Annotated in this window: 25 protein-coding genes and 1 tRNA gene; 11 read left to right on the top strand and 15 right to left on the bottom strand. The window is 48.4% G+C overall.

The genetic code is table 11. The features are described 5' to 3' along the window. Position 1 precedes the first annotated feature (1 nt). A complete protein-coding gene (gene hisC / locus G9409_RS10445; RefSeq protein WP_166808706.1) occupies positions 2-1,069 on the bottom strand; it encodes a histidinol-phosphate transaminase in 1,068 nt (355 codons plus the stop codon). A gap of 194 nt (positions 1,070-1,263) precedes the next feature. Between hisC and G9409_RS10440 the strand changes: the two genes are divergently transcribed. The 6 genes from G9409_RS10440 to G9409_RS10420 all read left to right on the top strand — a co-directional run bounded on the left by G9409_RS10440 (position 1,264) and on the right by G9409_RS10420 (position 4,465). After that, complete coding sequence (locus G9409_RS10440; RefSeq protein ID WP_166808705.1) at positions 1,264-1,686, top strand: RNA polymerase subunit sigma-24; 423 nt, start codon at positions 1,264-1,266, stop codon at positions 1,684-1,686. A 112-nt stretch (positions 1,687-1,798) separates the two neighbouring features. Further along, on the top strand, positions 1,799-2,794 hold the full coding sequence (rfaD, locus tag G9409_RS10435; protein ID WP_166808704.1) for an ADP-glyceromanno-heptose 6-epimerase: 996 nt from the start codon (positions 1,799-1,801) through the stop codon (positions 2,792-2,794). 19 nt (positions 2,795-2,813) lie between these two features. Continuing rightward, on the top strand, positions 2,814-3,773 hold the full coding sequence (locus G9409_RS10430; protein ID WP_006366504.1) for a PhoH family protein: 960 nt from the start codon (positions 2,814-2,816) through the stop codon (positions 3,771-3,773). Further along, entirely contained in the window at positions 3,760-3,885 is a 126-nt protein-coding gene (locus tag G9409_RS12125) for a hypothetical protein (protein ID WP_268896869.1), read from the top strand. Before G9409_RS10430 ends, G9409_RS12125 begins: the two co-directional genes overlap by 14 nt. Positions 3,886-3,918: 33 nt before the next feature. Next, the gene (locus tag G9409_RS10425) at positions 3,919-4,107 is read left to right on the top strand and encodes a 4Fe-4S binding protein (RefSeq protein WP_166808703.1); all 189 of its coding nucleotides are present in this window, start codon (positions 3,919-3,921) and stop codon (positions 4,105-4,107) included. A gap of 169 nt (positions 4,108-4,276) precedes the next feature. Next, complete coding sequence (locus G9409_RS10420; protein ID WP_006366506.1) at positions 4,277-4,465, top strand: 4Fe-4S binding protein; 189 nt, start codon at positions 4,277-4,279, stop codon at positions 4,463-4,465. A 92-nt stretch (positions 4,466-4,557) separates the two neighbouring features. On the opposite strand, the gene G9409_RS10415 is transcribed toward G9409_RS10420, so the two are convergent. The 6 genes from G9409_RS10415 to G9409_RS10390 form a co-directional block, all read right to left on the bottom strand. Next, positions 4,558-4,860: a Dabb family protein gene (locus G9409_RS10415; protein ID WP_166808702.1), complete on the bottom strand. Its 303-nt coding sequence runs from the start codon at positions 4,858-4,860 to the stop codon at positions 4,558-4,560. 30 nt (positions 4,861-4,890) lie between these two features. After that, complete coding sequence (locus tag G9409_RS10410) at positions 4,891-6,282, bottom strand: D-alanyl-D-alanine carboxypeptidase family protein (RefSeq protein WP_166808701.1); 1,392 nt, start codon at positions 6,280-6,282, stop codon at positions 4,891-4,893. 123 nt (positions 6,283-6,405) lie between these two features. Further along, positions 6,406-6,651, bottom strand: coding sequence for a type II toxin-antitoxin system Phd/YefM family antitoxin (locus tag G9409_RS10405; RefSeq protein WP_166808700.1), 246 nt, complete (start codon positions 6,649-6,651; stop codon positions 6,406-6,408). 108 nt (positions 6,652-6,759) lie between these two features. Continuing rightward, complete coding sequence (locus tag G9409_RS10400) at positions 6,760-7,872, bottom strand: Rieske 2Fe-2S domain-containing protein (protein WP_166808699.1); 1,113 nt, start codon at positions 7,870-7,872, stop codon at positions 6,760-6,762. A 77-nt stretch (positions 7,873-7,949) separates the two neighbouring features. Beyond that, positions 7,950-8,576 (bottom strand): LysE family translocator, encoded by a 627-nt coding sequence (locus G9409_RS10395; protein WP_166808754.1) that lies wholly within the window; start codon positions 8,574-8,576, stop codon positions 7,950-7,952. Positions 8,577-8,640: 64 nt separating this feature from the next. Next, positions 8,641-9,132, bottom strand: coding sequence for a GNAT family N-acetyltransferase (locus tag G9409_RS10390; RefSeq protein ID WP_166808698.1), 492 nt, complete (start codon positions 9,130-9,132; stop codon positions 8,641-8,643). Positions 9,133-9,473: 341 nt separating this feature from the next. On the opposite strand from G9409_RS10390, the gene G9409_RS10385 reads away from it, so the two are divergent. Beyond that, on the top strand, positions 9,474-9,683 hold the full coding sequence (locus G9409_RS10385) for a hypothetical protein (RefSeq protein ID WP_166808697.1): 210 nt from the start codon (positions 9,474-9,476) through the stop codon (positions 9,681-9,683). Positions 9,684-9,718: 35 nt separating this feature from the next. Here the strand turns inward: G9409_RS10385 and G9409_RS10380 are convergent, their stop codons facing one another. The 4 genes from G9409_RS10380 to G9409_RS10365 form a co-directional block, all read right to left on the bottom strand. After that, entirely contained in the window at positions 9,719-10,552 is an 834-nt protein-coding gene (locus tag G9409_RS10380; protein ID WP_166808696.1) for an alpha/beta fold hydrolase, read from the bottom strand. A 125-nt stretch (positions 10,553-10,677) separates the two neighbouring features. Next, positions 10,678-11,694, bottom strand: coding sequence for a bacteriochlorophyllide d C-20 methyltransferase BchU (gene bchU, locus G9409_RS10375; RefSeq protein ID WP_166808695.1), 1,017 nt, complete (start codon positions 11,692-11,694; stop codon positions 10,678-10,680). Positions 11,695-11,789: 95 nt separating this feature from the next. Continuing rightward, a complete protein-coding gene (locus G9409_RS10370; RefSeq protein ID WP_166808694.1) occupies positions 11,790-13,181 on the bottom strand; it encodes a B12-binding domain-containing radical SAM protein in 1,392 nt (463 codons plus the stop codon). 107 nt (positions 13,182-13,288) lie between these two features. Then, positions 13,289-14,512 carry a TRC40/GET3/ArsA family transport-energizing ATPase gene (locus G9409_RS10365; RefSeq protein WP_166808693.1) on the bottom strand — a complete coding sequence of 408 codons (1,224 nt, stop codon included), beginning with the start codon at positions 14,510-14,512 and terminating at the stop codon, positions 13,289-13,291. A gap of 783 nt (positions 14,513-15,295) precedes the next feature. On the opposite strand from G9409_RS10365, the gene chlG reads away from it, so the two are divergent. Genes chlG through G9409_RS10350 form a run of 3 tightly spaced genes read left to right on the top strand, consistent with a single transcriptional unit; the run spans position 15,296 to position 17,436 of the window. Continuing rightward, complete coding sequence (chlG, locus tag G9409_RS10360) at positions 15,296-16,264, top strand: chlorophyll synthase ChlG (protein WP_328700141.1); 969 nt, start codon at positions 15,296-15,298, stop codon at positions 16,262-16,264. After that, complete coding sequence (locus G9409_RS10355; protein ID WP_166808691.1) at positions 16,261-16,890, top strand: glycosyltransferase family 2 protein; 630 nt, start codon at positions 16,261-16,263, stop codon at positions 16,888-16,890. The genes chlG and G9409_RS10355 overlap by 4 nt, the downstream gene beginning before the upstream one ends. A 6-nt stretch (positions 16,891-16,896) precedes the next feature. Beyond that, positions 16,897-17,436 (top strand): LOG family protein, encoded by a 540-nt coding sequence (locus G9409_RS10350; RefSeq protein ID WP_166808690.1) that lies wholly within the window; start codon positions 16,897-16,899, stop codon positions 17,434-17,436. Between the two features lie 60 nt (positions 17,437-17,496). Here the strand turns inward: G9409_RS10350 and G9409_RS10345 are convergent, their stop codons facing one another. The 3 genes from G9409_RS10345 to G9409_RS10335 form a co-directional block, all read right to left on the bottom strand. Continuing rightward, positions 17,497-17,835, bottom strand: a complete 339-nt coding sequence (locus G9409_RS10345) for a Rap1a/Tai family immunity protein (RefSeq protein WP_166808689.1) — start codon at positions 17,833-17,835, stop codon at positions 17,497-17,499. 306 nt (positions 17,836-18,141) lie between these two features. Next, positions 18,142-18,996, bottom strand: a complete 855-nt coding sequence (locus G9409_RS10340; RefSeq protein WP_235923308.1) for a bifunctional methionine sulfoxide reductase B/A protein — start codon at positions 18,994-18,996, stop codon at positions 18,142-18,144. A gap of 383 nt (positions 18,997-19,379) precedes the next feature. Further along, positions 19,380-19,616 carry a hypothetical protein gene (locus tag G9409_RS10335; RefSeq protein ID WP_166808687.1) on the bottom strand — a complete coding sequence of 79 codons (237 nt, stop codon included), beginning with the start codon at positions 19,614-19,616 and terminating at the stop codon, positions 19,380-19,382. A 166-nt stretch (positions 19,617-19,782) separates the two neighbouring features. Between G9409_RS10335 and G9409_RS10330 the strand changes: the two genes are divergently transcribed. Then, positions 19,783-19,856: transfer RNA gene (locus tag G9409_RS10330), tRNA-Val, on the top strand. A 117-nt stretch (positions 19,857-19,973) separates the two neighbouring features. Here the strand turns inward: G9409_RS10330 and G9409_RS10325 are convergent. After that, a complete protein-coding gene (locus tag G9409_RS10325) occupies positions 19,974-20,189 on the bottom strand; it encodes a hypothetical protein (protein ID WP_166808686.1) in 216 nt (71 codons plus the stop codon). Positions 20,190-20,735 lie beyond the last annotated feature (546 nt).

The following is a 20,735-nucleotide window of genomic DNA, read 5'->3' as shown; positions in this document are numbered from 1 at the left end:
CTCAAATCGAACGGAGTTTTTCGATTAACGCACGGTTTTCATCAACAAGACCGACATTGAATCTCAGGCAGTTTTTCATCATCGGATAGCCGGAAACATTTCTTACCAGAATGCCCTCCTTCTGAAGAGCCTGAAAAACCGAACCTGCATCCGGAACCCTGATGATCAGAAAATTGGTATCACTCTCCAGCGCTTCAACACCATCAATTGAAAGAAGCTCACTGTAGAGTCGTGCCCGTTCATGCAGAATATAGGATACCGCATCGGTGACCAGAGAGTAGTTTGCAAGAACGCGCTCGATGGTGATCTCCTGAAGCCTGCCTGAAGCAAAGGGGATTTTCGGTTTTGCAAGCTCAGCCATCAGGGCCGGGTTGGCAATCGCAAAACCAATCCGGATTCCTGCAAGAGCAAGCGCTTTCGACATGGTGCGCAGCACCACAACATTAGGCAGCTCATCAATCAGTTCAAGAGCGGAACGCTGACGGGAAAACTCGATATAGGCCTCATCAACAAGGACAATGGCGTCACATGATTCCGCAATCAGGCGGACATCTTCCAGAGCGAGTGATTTGGAGGTAGGATTGTTTGGTGTAGAGAGCACAATAAAATGAACAGCCTCATCCCGGGCCGCCCGGATGATAGCCTCCGTGTCAAAATCCAGACCGGACTGCATCGGCACCCGGACAATGCCGGACTGCAAGAGCAGGGCGATTTTTTCATACAGTGAAAATGAGGGCTCAGGAATCAGCACTTTCCTTGACGGACCGAGGCAGGCAAGAAAGATGGTATAGAGCATCTCATTGGAGCCGTTGCTCATCATCACACACTCCGGTGCAACCCCGAGAAAATCAGCGTAGGCCTGCATACCCCGGTAGGGCAAAATATCAGGATACCGGTTCCATGACTCCTTCTGAAACGCACCGAGAATCTCCTCCTTGAGCCACATCGGCACATCAAAAGGGCTCTCATTCTGGTTCAGCTTGACCTCGGCCTGCTGCCCCCCCTCTACGCGGTATGTCGCAATATTCTGTAATGCGGGATTAAGAAGGCGCTGTATATCGTTCTGCATAGGGCACAAAATATTGTTGCGGTGAATGGGTAAAGGAGGAAAAATTGCAGAGCGATCTCCTTATATGGACAACGCTTGCACTACTCATACAAAAAAACATCTTTTTCACAGAATTCATGAAAAAAAGCTGGACAATCCTCAATTTTTTTATAAATTAATTCAAGATAAAATTAATCTTATTTCAAGGAGCAATCATGAACCGCATAAAAAAAACACCCCTCGACCTGCTCAATGACATATATAGCCTTGCCTACTGGATGACCGGCAGTGAGGATGAGTCGCGAGACCTTGTCAACCTTACCTATCGCTCTGCAAACAAAGAGACAAAAGAGAGCGACCTGCTCAGAACCTTCAGGAAATGCTATGTTGAGCGGTTCGGTCAGTATGCTGATTTCTGTATCCCTGATGCACCCTGCACGCAACAGCATCATCTCCTCGATTCACTGAAACAGTGGTCGGCAGACATCAAGCTCTCCGTACTCCTGAGTGAAATATCCGGCCTTCAACACCGCCAGATCTCCGAAATTGTCGGCAAACCTGTTGAGACCATAAGGTTATGGCTTCTCTGTGGACGAAAACTGCTTGTCAATGATACCATGATGAAAGTTTCCGCATAATCAACACCCTCCTCCCTCCTGTGAAAGGCCGCTTAAATCCCTGGCGGCCTTTTGTTTTTGGACAAGCCTCTTTATATTTGCTTTTCCTGCACCTTTCAATCTCTTTTACCCTATGATTATTCTCACCGGCGGAGCGGGATTTATCGGCAGTGCCATGGTTTGGGAACTCAACCGTTATGGTGAAAAGAATATCATCATTGTTGACGATCTTGGCTCGACGACGACAAATAAATGGCGCAATCTCTCCGGGCTTCACTTTGCAGATTTCATCCAGAAAGACCTTTTTCCCGACCTGCTGGAGAGCGGTGCATTCAGGGATATTTCCGCCATCATCCACATGGGTGCAAACAGCTCTACCACCGAAACCGATGCCGACCACCTTCTGGTCAACAATTACGGCTATTCAAAAAAGTTGGCCTCATACTGCATGGCTCATGATACAAGGCTGATCTATGCATCAAGTGCGGCAACCTATGGTGACGGCTCCAACGGATACTCTGACAATATTGCGGAAATTGACAGGCTCCGGCCATTGAACATGTACGGCTACTCCAAACAGTTGTTCGACCGGTGGGCAGATGCCAACGGCATTCTCACCCATGCCGCGGGACTCAAATTTTTCAATGTTTACGGACCGAACGAGTATCATAAACAGGATATGAGCAGCGTCGTTTTCAAGGCATATCATCAGATTTGTGAAAAAGGATCGGTAGAGCTCTTCCGGTCACATCGCCCTGACTATCGTGACGGCGAGCAACTGAGAGACTTTGTCTATGTCAGGGATTGCACCCGGATCATGCTCTGGCTGCTCGACAACCCTTCAGCAACCGGACTCTTCAACGTCGGAACAGGCACAGCAAGGAGCTTTCTCGATCTTGCAAAAGCAACATTCTCGGCTCTCGGCCAGGAGCCCGTCATCAACTACACGCCGATGCCCGAAACCCTTCGCGACAAATACCAGTACTACACCTGCGCCGATATGACCCGGCTGCGCTCTGCCGGATACCATGAACCATTCACCTCGCTTGAAGAGGGCGTAAAAGAGTATGTACAGCACTATCTCGCTGCCGACAACCCCTGGCTTGATCTCGCGAAAACCAATTCATAATGCCTAACTACCCTTCACATTGACCAAAGAAAAAATCATCGAGATCCAGGGTATTGAGCCGGTCATTCTTTTCGGGCCATATGATGCCCACCTGAAAAAAATAAGGGCGGAATTTCCCGATCTGCTCATCACCGCCAGGGGAACAAAAATCACACTCAAGGGAAAGCCCGAAGAGATTGCTGTAACCGAGAAGATTTTCAGCGAGATGAAGTTTCTGGCCGACAAGCACGGCGAAGTGCTTGACAATGACCTGAACATGCTGATCACGCTTGCCTCGTCACCGGCTCCGGAGATGAAACCCGGACATCTGGCGGATGAAGATATCATTGTCGCAACAGCCGACTATGTCGTCAGGGCAAAAACCAACGGACAGCGGCGAATGGTCGCAGAAGCAAAAACAAATGATATTGTGTTTGCCATCGGTCCGGCGGGTACCGGAAAAACCTACACCGCTGTTGCCATAGCCGTAGCGGCATGGAAATCCAAAAGTGTCAAGCGAATTGTTCTTGCCAGGCCGGCCGTGGAAGCGGGTGAAAGCCTCGGGTTCCTTCCCGGTGATCTCGCCCAGAAAATTGATCCCTATCTTCGGCCGCTTTACGATGCCCTGCAGGATATGCTGACTGCAGAAAAGCTCAAAATGCTCACCGAAAAAAGAATCATAGAAATTGTTCCTCTTGCCTATATGCGGGGCAGAACACTCAACAATGCCTTCATTATTCTTGATGAAGCCCAGAACGCTTCGAACAAGCAGATGAAAATGTGTCTGACAAGGCTTGGTCTCAATTCAAAAGCGATCATTACGGGGGACGTCACCCAGATTGATCTGCCCGAACAATCTGATTCGGGACTCACCAATTCGCCGGAAGTACTGAAGGATATCAAGGGTATCAGCTTTGTCTATCTTGACAAATCCGATGTTGTTCGTCACCGGCTTGTTCGCGATATCATCAACGCTTACGAAATACATGAGCAGAAATAGCACGTCAGCCCGTAAAAAGAGCGCTTCAGGGTGGAACTTTCTTATACCCTGGCCGGTTCAAACGAATGTAACCGATCCGGGTGAGGCCAACTGTCTGAAGATCCCTGCCTGATTTTTTCAATAACAGTAAACGAGGAGAAACAAAATGGCACACAGAATCACCGAAGAGTGCACCTATTGCGGAGCATGCGAACCTGAATGTCCGGTCAATGCTATCACTGCGGGAGATGACACCTATATTATTGATGAGACGACCTGTGTGGACTGCATCGGCTTTCATGATGAAGCGGCTTGCGTCCAGGTCTGCCCTGTAGACTGCATCATCAAGGTCTGAAGAGGAAACAAACCACAAAAAAAACACAGAAGAGACCATCTACAGCCAAAATAAAACCTTAAGGGATGGTGCGTTTTTTTTGAGGTGATAAAAAAATCTTATATTATTCGAAATTGACCCGAATCGTTCTTTCATAGTTTTCAAAACATTAACAAGCAAGGAACTTAATATGGCACTCTACATTACTGAAGAATGTACCTACTGCGGAGCCTGTGAACCGGAATGTCCTGTTACTGCAATTTCTGCCGGCGATGACCTTTATGTTATCGATGCCGCTACCTGCACGGAATGCTCAGGTTACTCTGATTCACCTTCCTGTGCAGCTGTCTGCCCTTCAGACGCAATCGTTCAGGGATAAGCGATAAAAGGAAGTTCAATAAATAAAAAAGCGGATGGTTCACACCTTCCGCTTTTTTATTTTCCGCTCCGTTCCCTCCAGAAAACAGGCAATCAGATCTCGTAATCCACAACCCTCCGTTCCCGGGACGCCTCACCGATAAACGGCTTCAATGCCTGATGCAGAGGATGGATCTGATAGGCATCAAGCGACTGCCGGTCAACAAATTCAGTGTAGAGCACAACATCACCCGAGCTCTCGCTTCGACTGAAATCCAGACCAACCTCAATGGCAAGCATCCCCTGAATTCTCCCCCGCAACGCCTCCAGCTTCTCCTGTATCAGCCGGGCATTGGTCTGACTGTCGTTTCCATGCGCAGCATCCTTAAGCTGCCACATCACAATATGCTTGATCATTTTTTGCACCTTCTGCGTTATCGTAAAAAATCAACTTTCTGTCTGTTTTTTTCTCGCGGATTTTGACAGCGCAAGATCACGCTTTTTGAGCTTTCCCGCAGATTTCGTTGCAGAAATCCCTTTTCTGTCGAGCTTTCTTCCCCTTTTCGTAATCGCCAGATCACGTAACTTCGACTTCCCGGCAGATTTTGCTGCAACCAATGCTTTCCGGTTCTGCTTCACGCCGGATTTTGCAACAACCGGATCTCCCTTTTTCATCTTTTTTCCGGATTTGGCTATGAGAGCCGTGTGCTGTTTTGACTTTTTGAGCGATTTTGTCAGGGCTACTGCATGCCGGGCATGATTCTTTGATTTTTTAGCCGAAGCAGCAACTACAGCCGCACCCTTTCTGGTTTTCCGGTTATGCAACCTTGACGCATGCGCTATTTTACGCTCTCCTGCATCGGCTCTCACCGCCCGCTCTGCGGGAGGAAAAGAGGCGCGTGCAATCAGAACCGGTTCCTCCCTCTGGATGAGCAGCGCCCGATCAAACATCTCTGCGGCAACATTCCAGCGATCCGTCCTTGAATTCAGCATAACCAGAAGAATATCCCGGTTATCCTTGATGGCACGACCGATCAGGCATCTTCCGGCCCTGCCGGTATAGCCTGTTTTGATTCCGACTGCATAGGGATATCTGCCCAGAAGCTTGTTGTGCGTTTTAAGGGAGTAGACCTTGCGGGTAGACTGCTCAACAAAAACAGCACGGTCAAGGCGCGCTACGGCATTAAAAACAGGATTCCTGACCGAATATTCCGTCAAACACAACAAATCTCCAGCCGTTGAGGTGTTACCGGCATAAATCCCTTTATCAAAACCCGCCGGGTTGGTAAAACGGGAATTCCTCATCCCGATCGCTCTCGCCCTGGAGTTCATGGAAGCGACAAAGGCATCAACACTGCCGGAGAGATGGATCGCAATGGCAAAAGCAGCATCATTGCTTGAATTGACCATGGCCGCCTTGACAAGATCAAGAAGCCTGATTCGCTCTCCAACCCTGAAGCCCGCTTTTGATGGCTCTACATTTGTGGACTCACGGGTAATCACCACATCCTGATCCAGCTTTCCGCTTTCAATCGCCATGATACAGGTCAGAATCTTGGTCAGGCTTGCAGGAGAGACCGGCCGGTCAATATCCTTTGCCATCACCACTCTTGAGCTGCATAAATCCTTGACAATATAGGAGTCTACCGGAGCCTGTATCTGGTAGGAACCATTGGGCTCTGCATGGAGCAATGCAGGGAGTGCTATGGAAGCCGTAAAGGCAAAGAGGCAGATTCCGAGAGCTAAAACCCTCGCTCTGACGGGAAGATGTTTCCTGCTTTTACGGGAAAGCGGCGTCCATGGACGGCAAATTGCGGCTGTCGAAGATTGTTCTTGCATCGAAAGTGGTCTACTATTCTTGTAATTACTGTCAACCGGAGTAAAAAAACCTCTCTAAAGCATAATCACTTCATCCGAAGGTACATATCCAAACCCTGAATCCCGTTATTTTATCACAAATAATCACCTGCTTTTTTTTATCCCCTCAGTTATCAACCCGCGCTTTGCGGCACCGGCACTCTCGGAAAGCTCGATACTTGATACCATTGACTGGTACTGGCGGACATCAAGCAGTACAACCGTACTTTTGCCATGCTGCGTAAGCACCAGCGGTCGTCCGGTCTTCTTGACCAGCTTCACCAGTGATGCTGTGTTTGCGCGAAACTCCGACAACGGCCTTATATCTTCCTCAAGATTGATACTTCCCATATAAAACCATAAATAGTACTATTATCTGTACCAATAATTGTACGAATTTAAGTACTAATAAACAACTCTTTCCGGAATATTCCGAAGTGAGAAGCTGATTTACAGGAGTTATTCCGAAAGAGTTCCGGCTTCTGATATTTTTGGTTTCGGGGTATGAAGATCGCTAACATCCATGCCCTTTATCTGCATGACCAGATGAAGCGTGTTGGTCACCAGCTCTTTGACGGAGCGTTTTACATAGCGGCTTTTGAAAAAGGTGTTGTAATTATTTTCAGTATCTTCGGCAATCCACCCTCGGCTCCATCCGACAAAATTAAACGGCGGAAAGGTAAAACCGAGGTCACTGAAAAACGCATTGAGATTGCCCGCAACGCCCTGCACATTATCCTGTCCCCCGGTTATAATGAACGAAGCAACCTTGTTTTTTATCAGCACCCTGTCATGTATGGTTATCTGGTTCTGAACGGTATTGAGTCGTTCAGCCATTTTGTAAAACAGTGAGGATGCGTTACCCCAGCGGATAGGAGTAGCAAGAATAACCGCATCCGCCCACAACACCATGGCACGGTAAACCGCATTCATCCCGTCCTCCGGATCCATTTCCGATATGGAACAGGGCCACGTACAGGCATTTTCATGACGACTGTAGTACCCTTCGCAATGGCGGAAATCAAAGTCACGGATTCTGATCATTTTTGTTGCCGCGCCGAACTCCGATGCCGCGAAATCGAGCGCACTCTGCAGAGCCGTTTCGGAAGTGGAGGGACGAGGCAGATCACGATTCATATTGGTCGTGGAAATACCGAGCACATTGAGACTCCTCGTTGTGGTCTGATACTCCATCTTTCGCAGATCGGCCAGAGGATCAACATCATGAGCTGCCCTGAAAGCCTCTCTGGAGGGCTCTTCTGAAACCATGATCATGCCGTTCTCGACAATCACGTCATAAAGCGCCTGACGGTCCCCGTAGCCCTGAGGCGCCTTGCCGCTCTTCAGGCTGTACTGCCAGCCATGCCAGGGGCATACAATATAAAGCTCTCCGTCTTCGAGCCGCTGAATGGATCCCTGACTGAGATCTCCACCCTCATGAATGCAGCTGTTCCCGAGTGCGGTAACCCTGCCCTCATAATGAAACAACACAATGGTATGGTTGTCGGACCGGACCGATTTATGCGTATTCTCGGGCAGCTCCGACAGCGGTATGAGTGGAATGTGGCGCATGGAATCAACGGTTGGTTACATAAGCTCTCTTCAGAATCTGATTGCTTCACGGGCTGCTTGCAGGGCTGCGTTCCCGGTTACCGCTCCGTCAGCACAAGCTTGAGGGCAAGGCCGACAAAGAGTGCAGCAGCAACTCTGTTTACAACGCTCTGAGCACCGGGAGAGTTTCGGTAACGCTCCCCCACCCCTCCGGCAAGCATACTTATTGCTCCGAAAACAAGTATGGTTGCCAGAATGAAGAGCCCTCCAAGCAGAAAAAACTGCATCGTCACGGAGCCTCCTGCCGGATCGACAAACTGCGGGAGAAAAGCCATAAAAAAGAGTGAGACCTTCGGATTGGTGAGATTCATGACAATCCCCCTTCTGTAGAGCTCTCCCTTTGAAAAATGAGGAACGTCTCGCTTCTCCGCCGTTGATCCTCCGGCCCGGAAAGCCTGCCATGCAAGATAGATGAGATAAGCTGCTCCAATATACTTGAGGAGAGTGAAGGCAAACGCCGAAGAGTTGACAAGTGCCGCAAGCCCTAACGCCACCGCAACGGTATGACCAACAAGACCGGTGGCAAGACCAAAGGTCACAAAAACACCGGCCTTACGCCCGTTCTGCACAGCCTGGGCCATAACAAAAAGGTTATCAGGACCGGGAGAGAGGGCAAGAATTATCGCGGTCGAAAAAAAAGCAAGCATCGTATGGGTATCGATCATCATAAACGAATGGTAAAAATAGCTACAAAAGGAGGCTCTGTTTATTGTCGTGAGCTTCCCCTGTTCAGATCATTTTTTGACAATATACCACATCAAACCTCACCCCTCTTTTCTCTCCGACTCCCGTCAACCTGCCGCACTCCCTGAACCCGTTGTTTCGATGAAAAGCTATACTGCCGGGGTTACGGGACGAGATGCTCACCAGAATCGAGGTAATACCCATGCCCTGCGCTTTCTGCTCAAGGCAGTGGAGAATATGTTTTCCAATCCCTCTGCCGGTATATCCATGTTTCAGAAAGCAGGTAAGTTCAGCCGTAGAGGAAAATGCCGGAATTGAGCTGTAGGGGCGAAGCACTCCGAAACCAACGACAATGTCGGACTCATCCCGGGCGGTGACTGCCGGGTATCCCGATGAAAACTGCACAAATGATTCGAACATTTCATAAGAGAGCGGGCTCCCGGTATATGCAGCAAAACCCGACTCCGTATAGAAATTGAATATGTCAATAATCGCTTCCCTGTCATGGAGCGTAACCGGCTCAAGAGAAATCCTCATATCCCTTAAAAAAAGTTGCTACCGTTTTTAGCCAGGCTTCAATTGCGCCATGCAAAAAATCATTCCCCAACTTTAAATCTACATTGAAGAGAGCAGAAAACATCGAAAACGGCAGAAATTCTCTCCACTCCGCTTTGAACCCAAGACAGTGGATCAAGCCGGGAGGAGATCATGAGCGGTTTTTCCATCCTCCTCTTGAACCTGACAGGAGAGCAGTTTATATTACCCTCTGAATACATATTCCTCTGTAGATGACCGGAAGGTCACCATGATGGTGAAATAGATTATTTTCAGAGGTCTCTACTAACGTGCAACCGTCACGGTAAATATAAAGGAGTTCTATGCTTAAAGAAGCGGCAGGGGTAGGTGGCGCTCTATTGCTTACACCTCTTGGCGTACCGATAGCGCTTCACGGAATTGCAGGAATTCTTGTCGGAGGAGCCGGGCTTTTTGTTGTGGATGCAGTACTGAAACAGGCTGAAGATATCATGCAAAACCCGGAAACTCAGTCAGGAATACCGGAGTCAGAGGATAGAGCTATTCCGGATTAACGCCATCGGAAAGTTCAGAGCAACCGCAGGTGGTTTCAGCAGGTAGCCAGGCGGAGTTGCGCAGTTGCTGTCAACGCATCTGTGGAGGACATCTTTTTCAAAAAATGTATCGCACGGGTATTAAACTCCAGAGGCTGGTCAACATTGCAGACATGGCCGGAATTATCGATCACCTCAAGCCATGAATTGGTGTGGCGGGTTATGATGTAGCGAACGGCAGGAAGAAACATGTGATCCTCATCGCCCATGAGATAGAGTGTCGGTATCGCGGTATCCTTTTCCTCAAAATATTTCAGGAGCGGCGTTATCTCATTGGTCAGACGGAACCAGCGCATAAACTCCTTCTGCGCAACTTTCTTGGCTTCATTGACAAAGAGCAGCCTCGACTTTTTATGGCGCTCGCTCGGCATGATGATCCACGCAAAAAAACGATAGAGCCACATATAGGGCACAACACGCTTGAAGGTGTTGCCAAGGGTAACCAGTACCTTTGCCCGGATGTTGAGCCTGATAATCGCTCCGCCCATCACCATGGATGATACCCTTTCGGGAGCTATTTCACTGAGATTGCGAATAAGAATTGTTCCAAGCGAGATACCGATAAAATGGGCTTTCTGAATCCTCAGTGAGTCAAGCACCTCTATGATATCACGGGTGATATCCTCAAAGTCGTAGTGACGATCCTCCTTGTGCAGGGCCATGCCTTTTGACTTTCCGTGACCACGGAGATCGACAAGCAGAACGTTGAAATGACGGATAAACTCCTTTATCTGCAGAAACCATATCGAAGAGCTGCCGCCCGCTCCGTGTACAAACACCACCCAGGGAGCTTTGGGGTCATCCAACTCATATGTTTTGTAATGAAGCATGGAAGAACACGGTTCAAAAGAAATTCTGTCAAAAGAGAAACGGTGGTGAATATACGTAATTTTGAGGACTACCGGGAACAAAAAAGGCGGCTTTCCATCAATGAAAGGCCGCCTCTGCTGTTTTATCAGGGTTTAACCGCTTCACACAGAAGCTGATCATACTTTCTGACAATGCGGACATTGCTGAAGCCGATATGCTCAAGAATACCCTGATAAGCGCTTTGCTCTTTGAAACCAAGAACTGAAAACGGCATACCTGCACCGAGGATATAGTGACTCAGATAATCAAAGTTCGGACTTTCAGGATCATCGATAATCATATCGAGAATGAGCAGTCTGCCGCCGGAAGGAAGGGCATCAAAAGCTTTTCGGCACATCATATCAGTCAACTGCGCATTGGCGGAATAGAGAATACGGCAGAACATCACCGCATCAGCTTTCGGGTATGCATCCTTGTAAATATCCACGGCTGCACCCCTGAGACGACCCTCTACACCTTTTTCTGCTGCATTTTCATTAACCAGTTCAATTGCACCGGGAAGATTAAGAATGGTGGAGTCAAGCTGCGGATACTTTTTCAGAAGAGCTGCTGAAATATCACCGATACCGCCGCCAACATCAACAAGAGTTTTTGTCGCTGAAAGGTTTGCCTCCTCAAGAAGAAGCTTTATGGCAAAATGGGCATTGCTGCGATGAATCTCTTCAAAATACCAGTTATCTGCTCGCGTTACCGGTGGATAAGCAACTTCTGCCTTGAAGTTAATCTTGCCTTTAACCGCATCTGCCATTTGCAGATAGAATGTATCAGCAAGATTTGCCATCGCTTTCGCTACAGGAATCATATAGAGATTGGGATGCTCCGGATTCAGAACAAACATCTCTCTTGCTGATGGAGTCAGGCTCCATTTGCCCCCGGATTCCGTGGTAATACCAATCTGACGAAGGGCTTCAAGCAGCATAACGAGTCTTTGCGGTACTGCCCCGGCTGCAGAAGCAAGTGTTGCCGTATCTTGCGCCTCACCGGCAAGGTGAGTAAAAAGATCAAGCTCAAGAGCGGCCTTGAAACAGCCAAACTCTACAAGACCTTTGAAAATAAGTTCATTAGCCCTGTGATTTTGTTTCAGTAACTCAATGTCATTCATGTTGCAGGGGCGGATAATAAGTTGAAAAATAGTGGTGCTTACAATAATAACTTCTTCATTGCCGTCATTGCTCTGTGATGGCTGAACGAATCCATTCAGCGCTTATCCTTGATATGATGCAACTCTTCAAACGTATCAAGCTGTTCTCGCAGGTTTTTTCTGAATGCGAGACTGGTGATAAGATTCAGCAGTTTATAGGGATTTCGCCTCACTCTGTTGGCAATATTTTTCCAGGTGTATGCTTTATAGTAACTGGTCATGAATTTGTGCTGGAACTCGACCGGATCATATTTATCCGAGCGGATTACAAGATTCATGGCGTTGTAACGATCCCAGTCCTCATCGGTAATCAGTCCCTTGTTCTTGTACTCCCAGTACATCGAGGTGCCGGGATAGGGGGTGATAATCTGGAATATCGGCATGAAGACATTGTTCTTGCTGACAAACTTCACCAGGTCATCCATATCCTCATAGCTGTCGAGATCGGGATTGACAAGAAAATTGCCCTGCACATTCAGTCCTGCCTGACGGCACTCCTCAATAAGACGGGCAAATTGATCGGCGGAGTTGACGTGCCCTTTATTGTAGGCTTCAAGCGTACTCTGTTTTATCGACTCAAAGCCGACAAGCACCATAATACAGCCTGCTGCTACAAGTTTTCTTACGGTCTCCTTGTCTTCAAGAAAATTGATACTGAAGAACACACTGAAGTTTATGTTGCACTCCTTGATAAGGTCCAGTGTCTCCCATAACCGTTTCTTGCTGACACCAAGGTTCTCATCACAAAGCATAAACCAGGGCTTGGATGATTTTCCTTTGGCCTTGAAAAAGACCCGCTTTGCGGTTTCAATCTGCTTTATCAGATCTTCAGGCTTCTGAGCCCGGTAGAGCTTGCCGGTAAAGTTCGGGGTAACGCAAAACGAACACTCGAATGGACACCCTCTGGTGATGTAGATCGGAATGGATTTTGTTCCATCCACCTTTGTGCGTTTGGAGGCTTTGGCAATACGCTCGTAATCAAGAGGAACGATCTCCTGAACCTGTGGAAAGTCTTTGGAGTTGTAGCTGGCTTTGAGTGTGTTCGAGGCAACATCATCAAGGATGGTTTGCCAGAGGTTCTCGGCTTCACCGCAGACAAGCGTGTCGGCATGGGGTGCTGCCTCTTCGGCATTGAAGGAGACATGCAGCCCTCCGAGAATGACCTTCTGACCTCTTTTACGAAACTCGTCCGCAATTTCGTAGGACCTTTTCGCATCGATCGTTCGCGACGTTATGCCAACAACGTCATATTTCTGACTGTAATCGACCGTATCACCGAAATGCTCATCGATAATCTCAATATGATGGTGCTCCGGCGTCAGACTCACCAGTACTCCGAGCGCCATATTAAACAGCGGCTTCTGATTTGATTTTGAGTCTTTTCTTCCTTTCGGGGCAACGAGCAGCAGCCTGAGTGATTTTTTGCTGTGCGGTACTGGGTTACTCATGCTTGAGATCTTTTATATCGGTTGTAATTCAATAAACAACATTGCCAGAACAACGATCACTCATACTTATCGGGCGCAATAGCCCGCCTGCTTCGGCCCGGAATCAATCAATTCAGAGCCTTGTTATACTCCTTCTTATGCCTGGTCTGCTCATGATTATTAAGATTAAAAGGAATATGCAGCCACTTGTCCTTGAAAACAGCATTGCCTGGTTCAAGTCCGGTAAGTGAGATCGGCAGTGAAATAATTTTGCGCTGGTTGCCGATATGCACATAGAGCTCGTCACCGGTAACCCATACATCAATATCGACAGGATTGGCAAACATGAGCTTCAGCTGCACTTCATAGATATCGCCGTTACGAACAAACTTGATCGGTGGTTCATCATACATGAGATCGGAAGGATCCGTATCGCCGTACATATCCTTTGCGAACTGCTCAAGCGCCTTCAGACCGACAATTTCCTGTTCATACATCCTGAGCTTTTTAACCGGAAGGGGTGAAAAGCCCTCCTCGATTTCGCCAAGGTACTTCTGCTGTATAGTTTTCCAGTTCTCCAGATATCCGCTGTTCTCCTTGGTATCAAGAAGCCTGTTGACCAGCACCATATCGACCTTGAAACCGTAAAGGTTCAGGTAGGTAAGTGCCCTCATGGTCTCCTTGATGGACATCTTCTCCGCATTCATGACGAGACGCACCGTGGACTTCTGGTTATCAGTCAGAATCTCGCGAATACCCTCCAGCTCATCAAAGACCTGATCAACCGAATCCATAGCCTCATCAGGCGGAATGTAGTAGGCAATCTTGTCAGACATCTTTGAGAGCGGCTTGCTGAGCGGCCGGACAATATATTTTGTAACATTTTTCACCGCCTTCATACCCCATGCAAGGGTATCGGGAAGGGAGAGGAGCCGGAGCGTTTCTCCGGTCGGAGCGGTATCAAGCACCAGCACGTCATAAAGACCTGAAGCCTTATAACGCTTGATTCTCAGAAGGGAAAAGAGCTCTTCCATACCGGGAAGGATGGTCATCTCATCGGCCATGACCCCGGAGACACCCTGGGCCATAAATATGCGGGTATAGAACTTCTGTACCGACTGCCAGTTCTCCTTGAGATCAACGTATGGATTAACCTCAATGGCATGCAGGTTTTCCGTAATCCTGGTGGGTTCGGCGCCAAGCGGGAGGTTGAAAGAGTCCGAAAGACTGTGCGCAGGATCAGTGGAAAGGACAAGGGTACGATAACCGAGTTGCGACAACCGAACCGCAGTTGCAGCAGAAACACTGGTTTTGCCAACTCCACCTTTACCGGTAAATGTTAAAATACGCATGAGCCGAACATTGGATTTAAATGGACTATGAAAAATTAATTTTCGGACTTTACGAGCTCCTCCCGGAGCTTATCTATACGATTTACACAGATGCAAGCACGAATAGCTATAAACACAGCACAGCTTCCCCAAAGCATGATCGGCTGACCGTTGTTCATCAGACATAGATATCAAGAGATAACAAGCAGGGGATCTTAGGGTACAAATTATTACAGCTAACCTTTTACAGAAAACCGGATTTATAATTTTGAACTTGGTACGAAAGAGATATATAGAGCAATCCGGATGCGAAAGGATTACATCCATACTATCTCCGCGAAGTCTCCAATGTACTAATAGTTAACAGTTTATTCCAAGATTTTTCTTTATCCTCCTGTCAGGAATTCCAGCAAAGAAGCTGACATCCGCATATTTCTGCCCGGGATAACAACGAAAATACTGCAACAGAAACGGGCAATATATATACACGATACATTGCGTATCTATATGCATACAGAAACAGGAAAACCTACCCCAACGCCCTCCTTGCACCACAACTGCCGGAAAAGCCTGTAGTGCCTGCAGCATCTTTCTGCCTGACGACTGAACAGATGAACAGGGTTCTGCTTCATAAGCCGAAGTGGTCTCAAAACAGCTTTCAGGGTGACTGAAACAGTCTCTTCGTTTGATTATTTATCTTATCTGCTTCGCTTCTTAAGTTTTACCTGTTATTTTTGCGAAGAATGGATTTCAACTAATCATAAAGCGAACAGGGTGAGCGAGTTTCGGTCAAAACACAACAGAGTGGAGAGAAGCCCCGATAAAGGGTTGTTCAACTCACTCCACAGCCGCAAGTCGGTAGCGCCCGTCATTCGCTCGACTGAACCTCTTTCAAAACTTGCTCTTTTCATCAGATTCCTCAAGCCGGTCACCTGGATTCCGGTCATGTGGAGCTTTCTGTGCGGAGCTGTCTCAAGCGGCTTTTTTGGATGGCATGATATTACGGGAATAAAATTTCTGCTCGGCATGCTGCTTACCGGCCCGCTTGCAAGCGGAACCTGCCAGATGCTCAACGACTATTTTGACCGCGATCTTGACGAGATCAACGAGCCCAACCGCCCCATTCCCGGAGGGGCCATTTCGCTGAAAAACGCCACCTTCCTGATCGCACTCTGGTCAGTACTTTCCGTCATCACGGGATATCTGATTCATCCCCTGATCGGTTTTTATGTTGTGATCGGCATCATCAATGCCCACCTCTACAGCGCCAACCCCATCAAGCTGAAAAAACGGCTCTGGGCTGGTAACTCGATTGTCGCCATATCCTACCTGATCATTCCCTGGATAGCCGGAGAGATCGCCTATAACCCGAACCTGACCCTCACATCGCTTCAGCCTTCCCTTATCGTGGCTGCGCTCTTCACACTCTCAAGCACCGGGACCATGACCATCAACGACTTCAAGTCCATTGAAGGTGACCGGCAGGTCGGCATCAGAACCCTTCCTGTTGTATTCGGCGAAACCCGGGCAGCTCTCATTGCGGCAATCCTGATCAATCTCGGGCAGCTTCTTGCCGCTCTCTACATGCTGCTTGTCGGTCAGAACAGCTATGCACTCATCGTTGCCCTGCTCGTTATTCCCCAGTTTTTTTTGCAGTTCAGCCTTGTCCGCTCACCCTCCACCATGGACGTGCGCTATAACGCCATAGCACAGAACTTCCTTGTTGCCGGCATGCTTGTCTGTGCCTTTGCCATAAAAGCTGCAAAACCATGAGATTCAGCTTCACGCCTGAAATTTCGGTCATCATGGCAACCTTTAACCGTGCCCGTCACCTCGAAACTGCCGTAGAGAGTGTTATTGCACAGTCATACAAAGAGTGGGAGCTCATCATTGTTGATGACGGCAGTTCAGACAACACCGGAGAAACGCTCGACCCGTTTATCCGGAAGTATGCAAATATCCGCTATCTGAAACACAGTAACCGCAAAGCCGCACTCTCACGCAATGCCGGAATCCAGGCATCATTCGGCCGCTATATCACCTTTCTTGACAGTGACGATCACTATCTCCCTGAACATCTTGAAACAAGGATGGAGATCATCTCCCGTCTGCCGGAGATTGACCTGATCACCGGTGGTTATCTCTGTGACGACACCATCATGGTCCGGGACTGCAAAAATCCCGGTAAACTGATCAACATAAGGGAGTGTACTCTTGGCGGCACTTTTTTCGGAAAAAAAGAGCTCTTTTCAGCGCTGAGAGGCTTCAGGCCGCTTGATTACGCCGAAGACACCGATCTCTGGGAGAGAGCTTCAGCAAGCTATTCGGTCAAAAAAATAGAGGATCCGAAAACCTATGTCTACCGGCGTGCGGATGACAGCACCACCCTAAACTATTAGCCTCCCATGACCTCAACCGTAACCGTCTATTGCAGTTCAAGCAATCAGGCACCGCGAGAGTATTTCACTGCCGCCGAAGCTCTTGGCCGACAACTGGCTCAAAACGGAATCGGTCTGGTCTTCGGAGGCGGACGGGTTGGATTGATGGGAGCTGTTGCCGATGCCGTTCTGGAACACGGTGGAAACGTCAAGGGGATCATCCCACGGTTTCTTGAGGAGCGCGAGGTTGCCCACTACGGCCTGAGTGAACTGCATGTGGTTGAAACCATGCACGAACGGAAGATGAAACTGGCCGAATGGGGCGAAGCCTACCTTGTGCTGCCGGGCGGTTTCGGCACCATTGATGAACTGATGGAGGTCATTACCTGGAAACATCTCGGCCACCACCGCAAACCGGTCATTCTGCTCAATATCAATGGATTCTGGAACCCGCTGCTCCTCTTTTTCGACCGGATAGCAAAGGAGCAGATGATCACTGCCGATCATGGGCACTACTACTCGGTGTGCGCCACCGTTGAGGATGCCGTCAGGCTGCTGCTGCGCTGATATCGATTCCGCCTTCCAGCAGGCACCGCAGAGCCAGTATTACTAAAAAAGGGGAAGCAGTCAAGGCGCGTCCGGACGGGAGACCCAGAACAGCAGGAAGCGCTTGCGCCTCTGTTTTTCACGTCGAAACGGAAAGGCCTCCTGGAGGGCCTCGATCACCAGCGACATGGCCGGTTCCGTCCAGCGATGAGGATGCTCTTCAAGCCACTTCCCCACTGTTGCACAGACCTGACCCTGGGTTGCACCGTCCGGAGTCGTAAAAAGCCATCGATTACAGACATCACAGACCCCCGCAACATAACCCCGGAAATCACCGGCATTGATATCCTTTGCCGGTTGACCGGTATCGAATTTCTTGTACTCCCGCCACACACCAACAAGATCATTTCCGGTAATCAATGCACATATTCCATCTGGCGGGTATGAACTCTTCCGGCTGTAACCATCAGAAAATTCTTCATAGCAAAACCCTTGTTAGAAAAACCTGCGCAAAATTACAAAAATTCCCCATGAAATCTCTCAAGCACCCGGAGATACCGAACATGACCCGCTATAAATCATCGCAGGCGGGTTGAAACCACTCCTCCTCACTGTCCATTTCCCCCAAAAAACCGGGCACGCTCCCCTATAAATCGTCGTGAGCGGTTTGATAATCCATCTTCTCGCTGTCCATGTCGTCCACGTTGTCCATTTCCTACGTGAGCACTAAAAGCGCTTCTGATAGACATGACAGTAGGGCTGATGTCCATTTTTTTCATAATAGTCCTGATGATACCCTTCAGCTTCCCAGAAGGTTCCGGCCTTTTCAACGGTGGTCACGACATTGTACCCTTTGGTCTTCAGCTCGGCAATAAGCTTCTCGGCCACACGTTTCTGCTCCTCATCAGCATAAAAAACTGCCGAACGGTACTGTGTTCCTATATCAGGGCCCTGCCGGTTCACCTGGCCGGGGTCGTGAATCTCGAAAAAGAGTTTTGCAAGGGTCTCATAACTGACCAGAGCGGGATCAAACGCAATTTCAACCGCCTCGGCATGCCCTGTTTTTCCGCTGCACACCTCCTTGTAGGTCGGGTGATCGGTTAAACCGCCAATGTAACCTGATTTGGCTGAAAGCACCCCCTTGACCTTGCCAAAGTGGTACTCAACGCCCCAGAAACACCCTCCGGCAAAAATCGCTTTCTCTGTTTTTGTTTCAAGTTTTGCTTCCGGCTGAAATTGCAGGGAGACCGAGTTGACACAGTGTCGCACATTTTTCGGTGTAAGCCCCTCATGCAGAAAAACATGACCGAGATGGGCCCCGCATTTGGCACAAACTATCTCGGTTCGCCGCCCGTCAGCATCAGGAATCTCTTTTACTGCCCCTGCAATGGCATCATCAAAACTCGGCCAGCCGCATCCTGAATCAAACTTGTGAGTTGAGTAAAAAAGCGGAGCGTCACACCGTCGGCAGAGATAGCTCCCCTTCTCTTTGTTCTGGTAATATTTCCCGCTGAAAGGGGCCTCTGTTCCTTTATGCACAATCACCCGCTCCTCTTCAGGAGTCAACTTGTTAAAACTCATACCACTCTCCTTTTGAATAGTAAAACGCGGCTTCTCAACTGCCTGCGACAGCCTGTCACCTCCACACCCGTAGAGGAGCAGGAGTTGTATACAAAGCAGAAAAACTGCCTGCATACCGTGACACGAAGGTTTATGGTCGCTGACAAACATGGCTCACCGCATATTTTTTAACCGTAAAATCAAGACAACATCAATAGAACCCCCGGGTAACACTGAAGGTTTCCCTGAACGCGCAATCAATTCATCATGCACGCTTGTCTGTTTACCAAGGTTAAAAATCACTGCCAGATACCAGCCGGATGGCCTGTGTCAGGAAAAAGAGTACTCACCCCTTTGTGCAAGGGGGCGGTTACTATTCAGAAAGAGAGGATCGGATTCAGGATTCAATAATCCTCAGCATCATCCTGCTTTTCGGCGAGAGGTATCATATCAGAAAGTGCTCCTGAAGCTTTTCCAATAAGCGATCCTGCGGCAGCTACCGTAAGGCCTGCAACAGCAAGACCTGCAAGAGCATGAACAAAAGGCATCGCAACCGGAGCCAGAAGAACTGTTGGAACCGCTACTTTGAGTGTCTTGCTCTGCAAAAGAGCATCCTGAATCTCCTCAATATTAAAGCCCATGATATCGATAGTTGAACGGTTTACTGCCGGGCACAATCGGCTTCAGCAGAAATAGTTGCCTGTGTGTAATATAGCTTAATGACGTAATCTCGCCTCATGGAGGCGGAAAATTAACGGTTACGTTGCAAAAACGGCCCTCATATCCTATACTCTTACTGTATACACCGGACAATTAGCTCAGTTGGTTAGAGCGTTCGCCTCACACGCGAGAGGTCAAAGGTTCGAGTCCTTTATTGTCCACCGATCCATGCTCTTCCTTTGAAATATAAGCACGAAAAGGTGAATACGTAAAAAGAGCGCATTGTACACCCTTTTTACCCTTTTCTCAAATAGTTACGTTCATCCTATACAGGGAGCTTATTTAGAGGCTGATCCTGAACAAAATACGGATCCGAGAACGGTTGAAACCTGACCTGCTACTGCCCCCGCTACAGAACCTGCGGTATTAAAAAGAAAACCGGCGATCCTGATACCCACACTCGCAAAGAAAACCGGTATACCGATTGAGGGTACAAACAAAAGAACGCCTACCACATTTTTAACGATATCCGGTGATTGTGACTGCTCTGCCATGATATGTATCTGTTTAAAGTGTTCAAAATAGATCACTCTATCCATAACCGCAGTGAGCAGCAAAAAAGTTTACAAAAAGATTGGCCCGGGATAACATCTTCCGTCTCATAATCTCACTTCGCGTCTCATTAAACCATCCAAATCACAATATGAGACAACCGCTCCTCCATTATTGCGCCTGAACCCGCGGTTTCTGGCGGAGAGCAATTGAGTGCTTTTTCACCTGAAAACAGGATTTTTTTTATCTGCAATATTACACAAAACAATGAGATAGCAACGGTTACCGGGCGATATGGGAAGCCGGAATTGTTTGCCGGAAATCTTTTTGGCACGGTAGTTGATGCATTACATGCAGAGAAATTAAAACAAACGGCCATACCAAAAGGAGCAACACCATGAAACACCTTAAAACAATCAGAACTATAGCTTTGGGTGCAGCACTTCTCGCTATGAGCGCAATGCCAAAATCAGCCGAAGCAGCAGTAACCCAGTCGGGAACAACCACCGTAACGGTTACGATGCCTGAGTACCTTGTTCTGCACTACT

The organism is Candidatus Chlorobium masyuteum, assembly GCF_011601315.1.
GTDB lineage: Bacteria > Bacteroidota > Chlorobiia > Chlorobiales > Chlorobiaceae > Chlorobium > Chlorobium masyuteum.
Note: the sequence above shows the minus strand (reverse complement) of the source record. Positions and strands in the feature narration are given on the sequence as shown.

Excerpts from the sequence above, each read along its gene's own strand:
- hisC (WP_166808706.1), bottom strand. The coding sequence starts at position 1,069 with ATGCAGAACGATATACAGCGCCTTCTTAATCCCGCATTACAGAATATT.
- G9409_RS10440 (WP_166808705.1), top strand. The coding sequence starts at position 1,264 with ATGAACCGCATAAAAAAAACACCCCTCGACCTGCTCAATGACATATAT.
- rfaD (WP_166808704.1), top strand. The coding sequence starts at position 1,799 with ATGATTATTCTCACCGGCGGAGCGGGATTTATCGGCAGTGCCATGGTT.
- G9409_RS12125 (WP_268896869.1), top strand. The coding sequence starts at position 3,760 with ATGAGCAGAAATAGCACGTCAGCCCGTAAAAAGAGCGCTTCAGGGTGG.
- G9409_RS10425 (WP_166808703.1), top strand. The coding sequence starts at position 3,919 with ATGGCACACAGAATCACCGAAGAGTGCACCTATTGCGGAGCATGCGAA.
- G9409_RS10420 (WP_006366506.1), top strand. The coding sequence starts at position 4,277 with ATGGCACTCTACATTACTGAAGAATGTACCTACTGCGGAGCCTGTGAA.
- G9409_RS10415 (WP_166808702.1), bottom strand. The coding sequence starts at position 4,860 with ATGATCAAGCATATTGTGATGTGGCAGCTTAAGGATGCTGCGCATGGA.
- G9409_RS10410 (WP_166808701.1), bottom strand. The coding sequence starts at position 6,282 with ATGCAAGAACAATCTTCGACAGCCGCAATTTGCCGTCCATGGACGCCG.
- G9409_RS10405 (WP_166808700.1), bottom strand. The coding sequence starts at position 6,651 with ATGGGAAGTATCAATCTTGAGGAAGATATAAGGCCGTTGTCGGAGTTT.
- G9409_RS10400 (WP_166808699.1), bottom strand. The coding sequence starts at position 7,872 with ATGCGCCACATTCCACTCATACCGCTGTCGGAGCTGCCCGAGAATACG.
- G9409_RS10395 (WP_166808754.1), bottom strand. The coding sequence starts at position 8,576 with ATGATCGATACCCATACGATGCTTGCTTTTTTTTCGACCGCGATAATT.
- G9409_RS10390 (WP_166808698.1), bottom strand. The coding sequence starts at position 9,132 with ATGAGGATTTCTCTTGAGCCGGTTACGCTCCATGACAGGGAAGCGATT.
- G9409_RS10385 (WP_166808697.1), top strand. The coding sequence starts at position 9,474 with ATGCTTAAAGAAGCGGCAGGGGTAGGTGGCGCTCTATTGCTTACACCT.
- G9409_RS10380 (WP_166808696.1), bottom strand. The coding sequence starts at position 10,552 with ATGCTTCATTACAAAACATATGAGTTGGATGACCCCAAAGCTCCCTGG.
- bchU (WP_166808695.1), bottom strand. The coding sequence starts at position 11,694 with ATGAATGACATTGAGTTACTGAAACAAAATCACAGGGCTAATGAACTT.
- G9409_RS10370 (WP_166808694.1), bottom strand. The coding sequence starts at position 13,181 with ATGAGTAACCCAGTACCGCACAGCAAAAAATCACTCAGGCTGCTGCTC.
- G9409_RS10365 (WP_166808693.1), bottom strand. The coding sequence starts at position 14,512 with ATGCGTATTTTAACATTTACCGGTAAAGGTGGAGTTGGCAAAACCAGT.
- G9409_RS10355 (WP_166808691.1), top strand. The coding sequence starts at position 16,261 with ATGAGATTCAGCTTCACGCCTGAAATTTCGGTCATCATGGCAACCTTT.
- G9409_RS10350 (WP_166808690.1), top strand. The coding sequence starts at position 16,897 with ATGACCTCAACCGTAACCGTCTATTGCAGTTCAAGCAATCAGGCACCG.
- G9409_RS10340 (WP_235923308.1), bottom strand. The coding sequence starts at position 18,996 with ATGAGTTTTAACAAGTTGACTCCTGAAGAGGAGCGGGTGATTGTGCAT.
- G9409_RS10335 (WP_166808687.1), bottom strand. The coding sequence starts at position 19,616 with ATGGGCTTTAATATTGAGGAGATTCAGGATGCTCTTTTGCAGAGCAAG.
- G9409_RS10325 (WP_166808686.1), bottom strand. The coding sequence starts at position 20,189 with ATGGCAGAGCAGTCACAATCACCGGATATCGTTAAAAATGTGGTAGGC.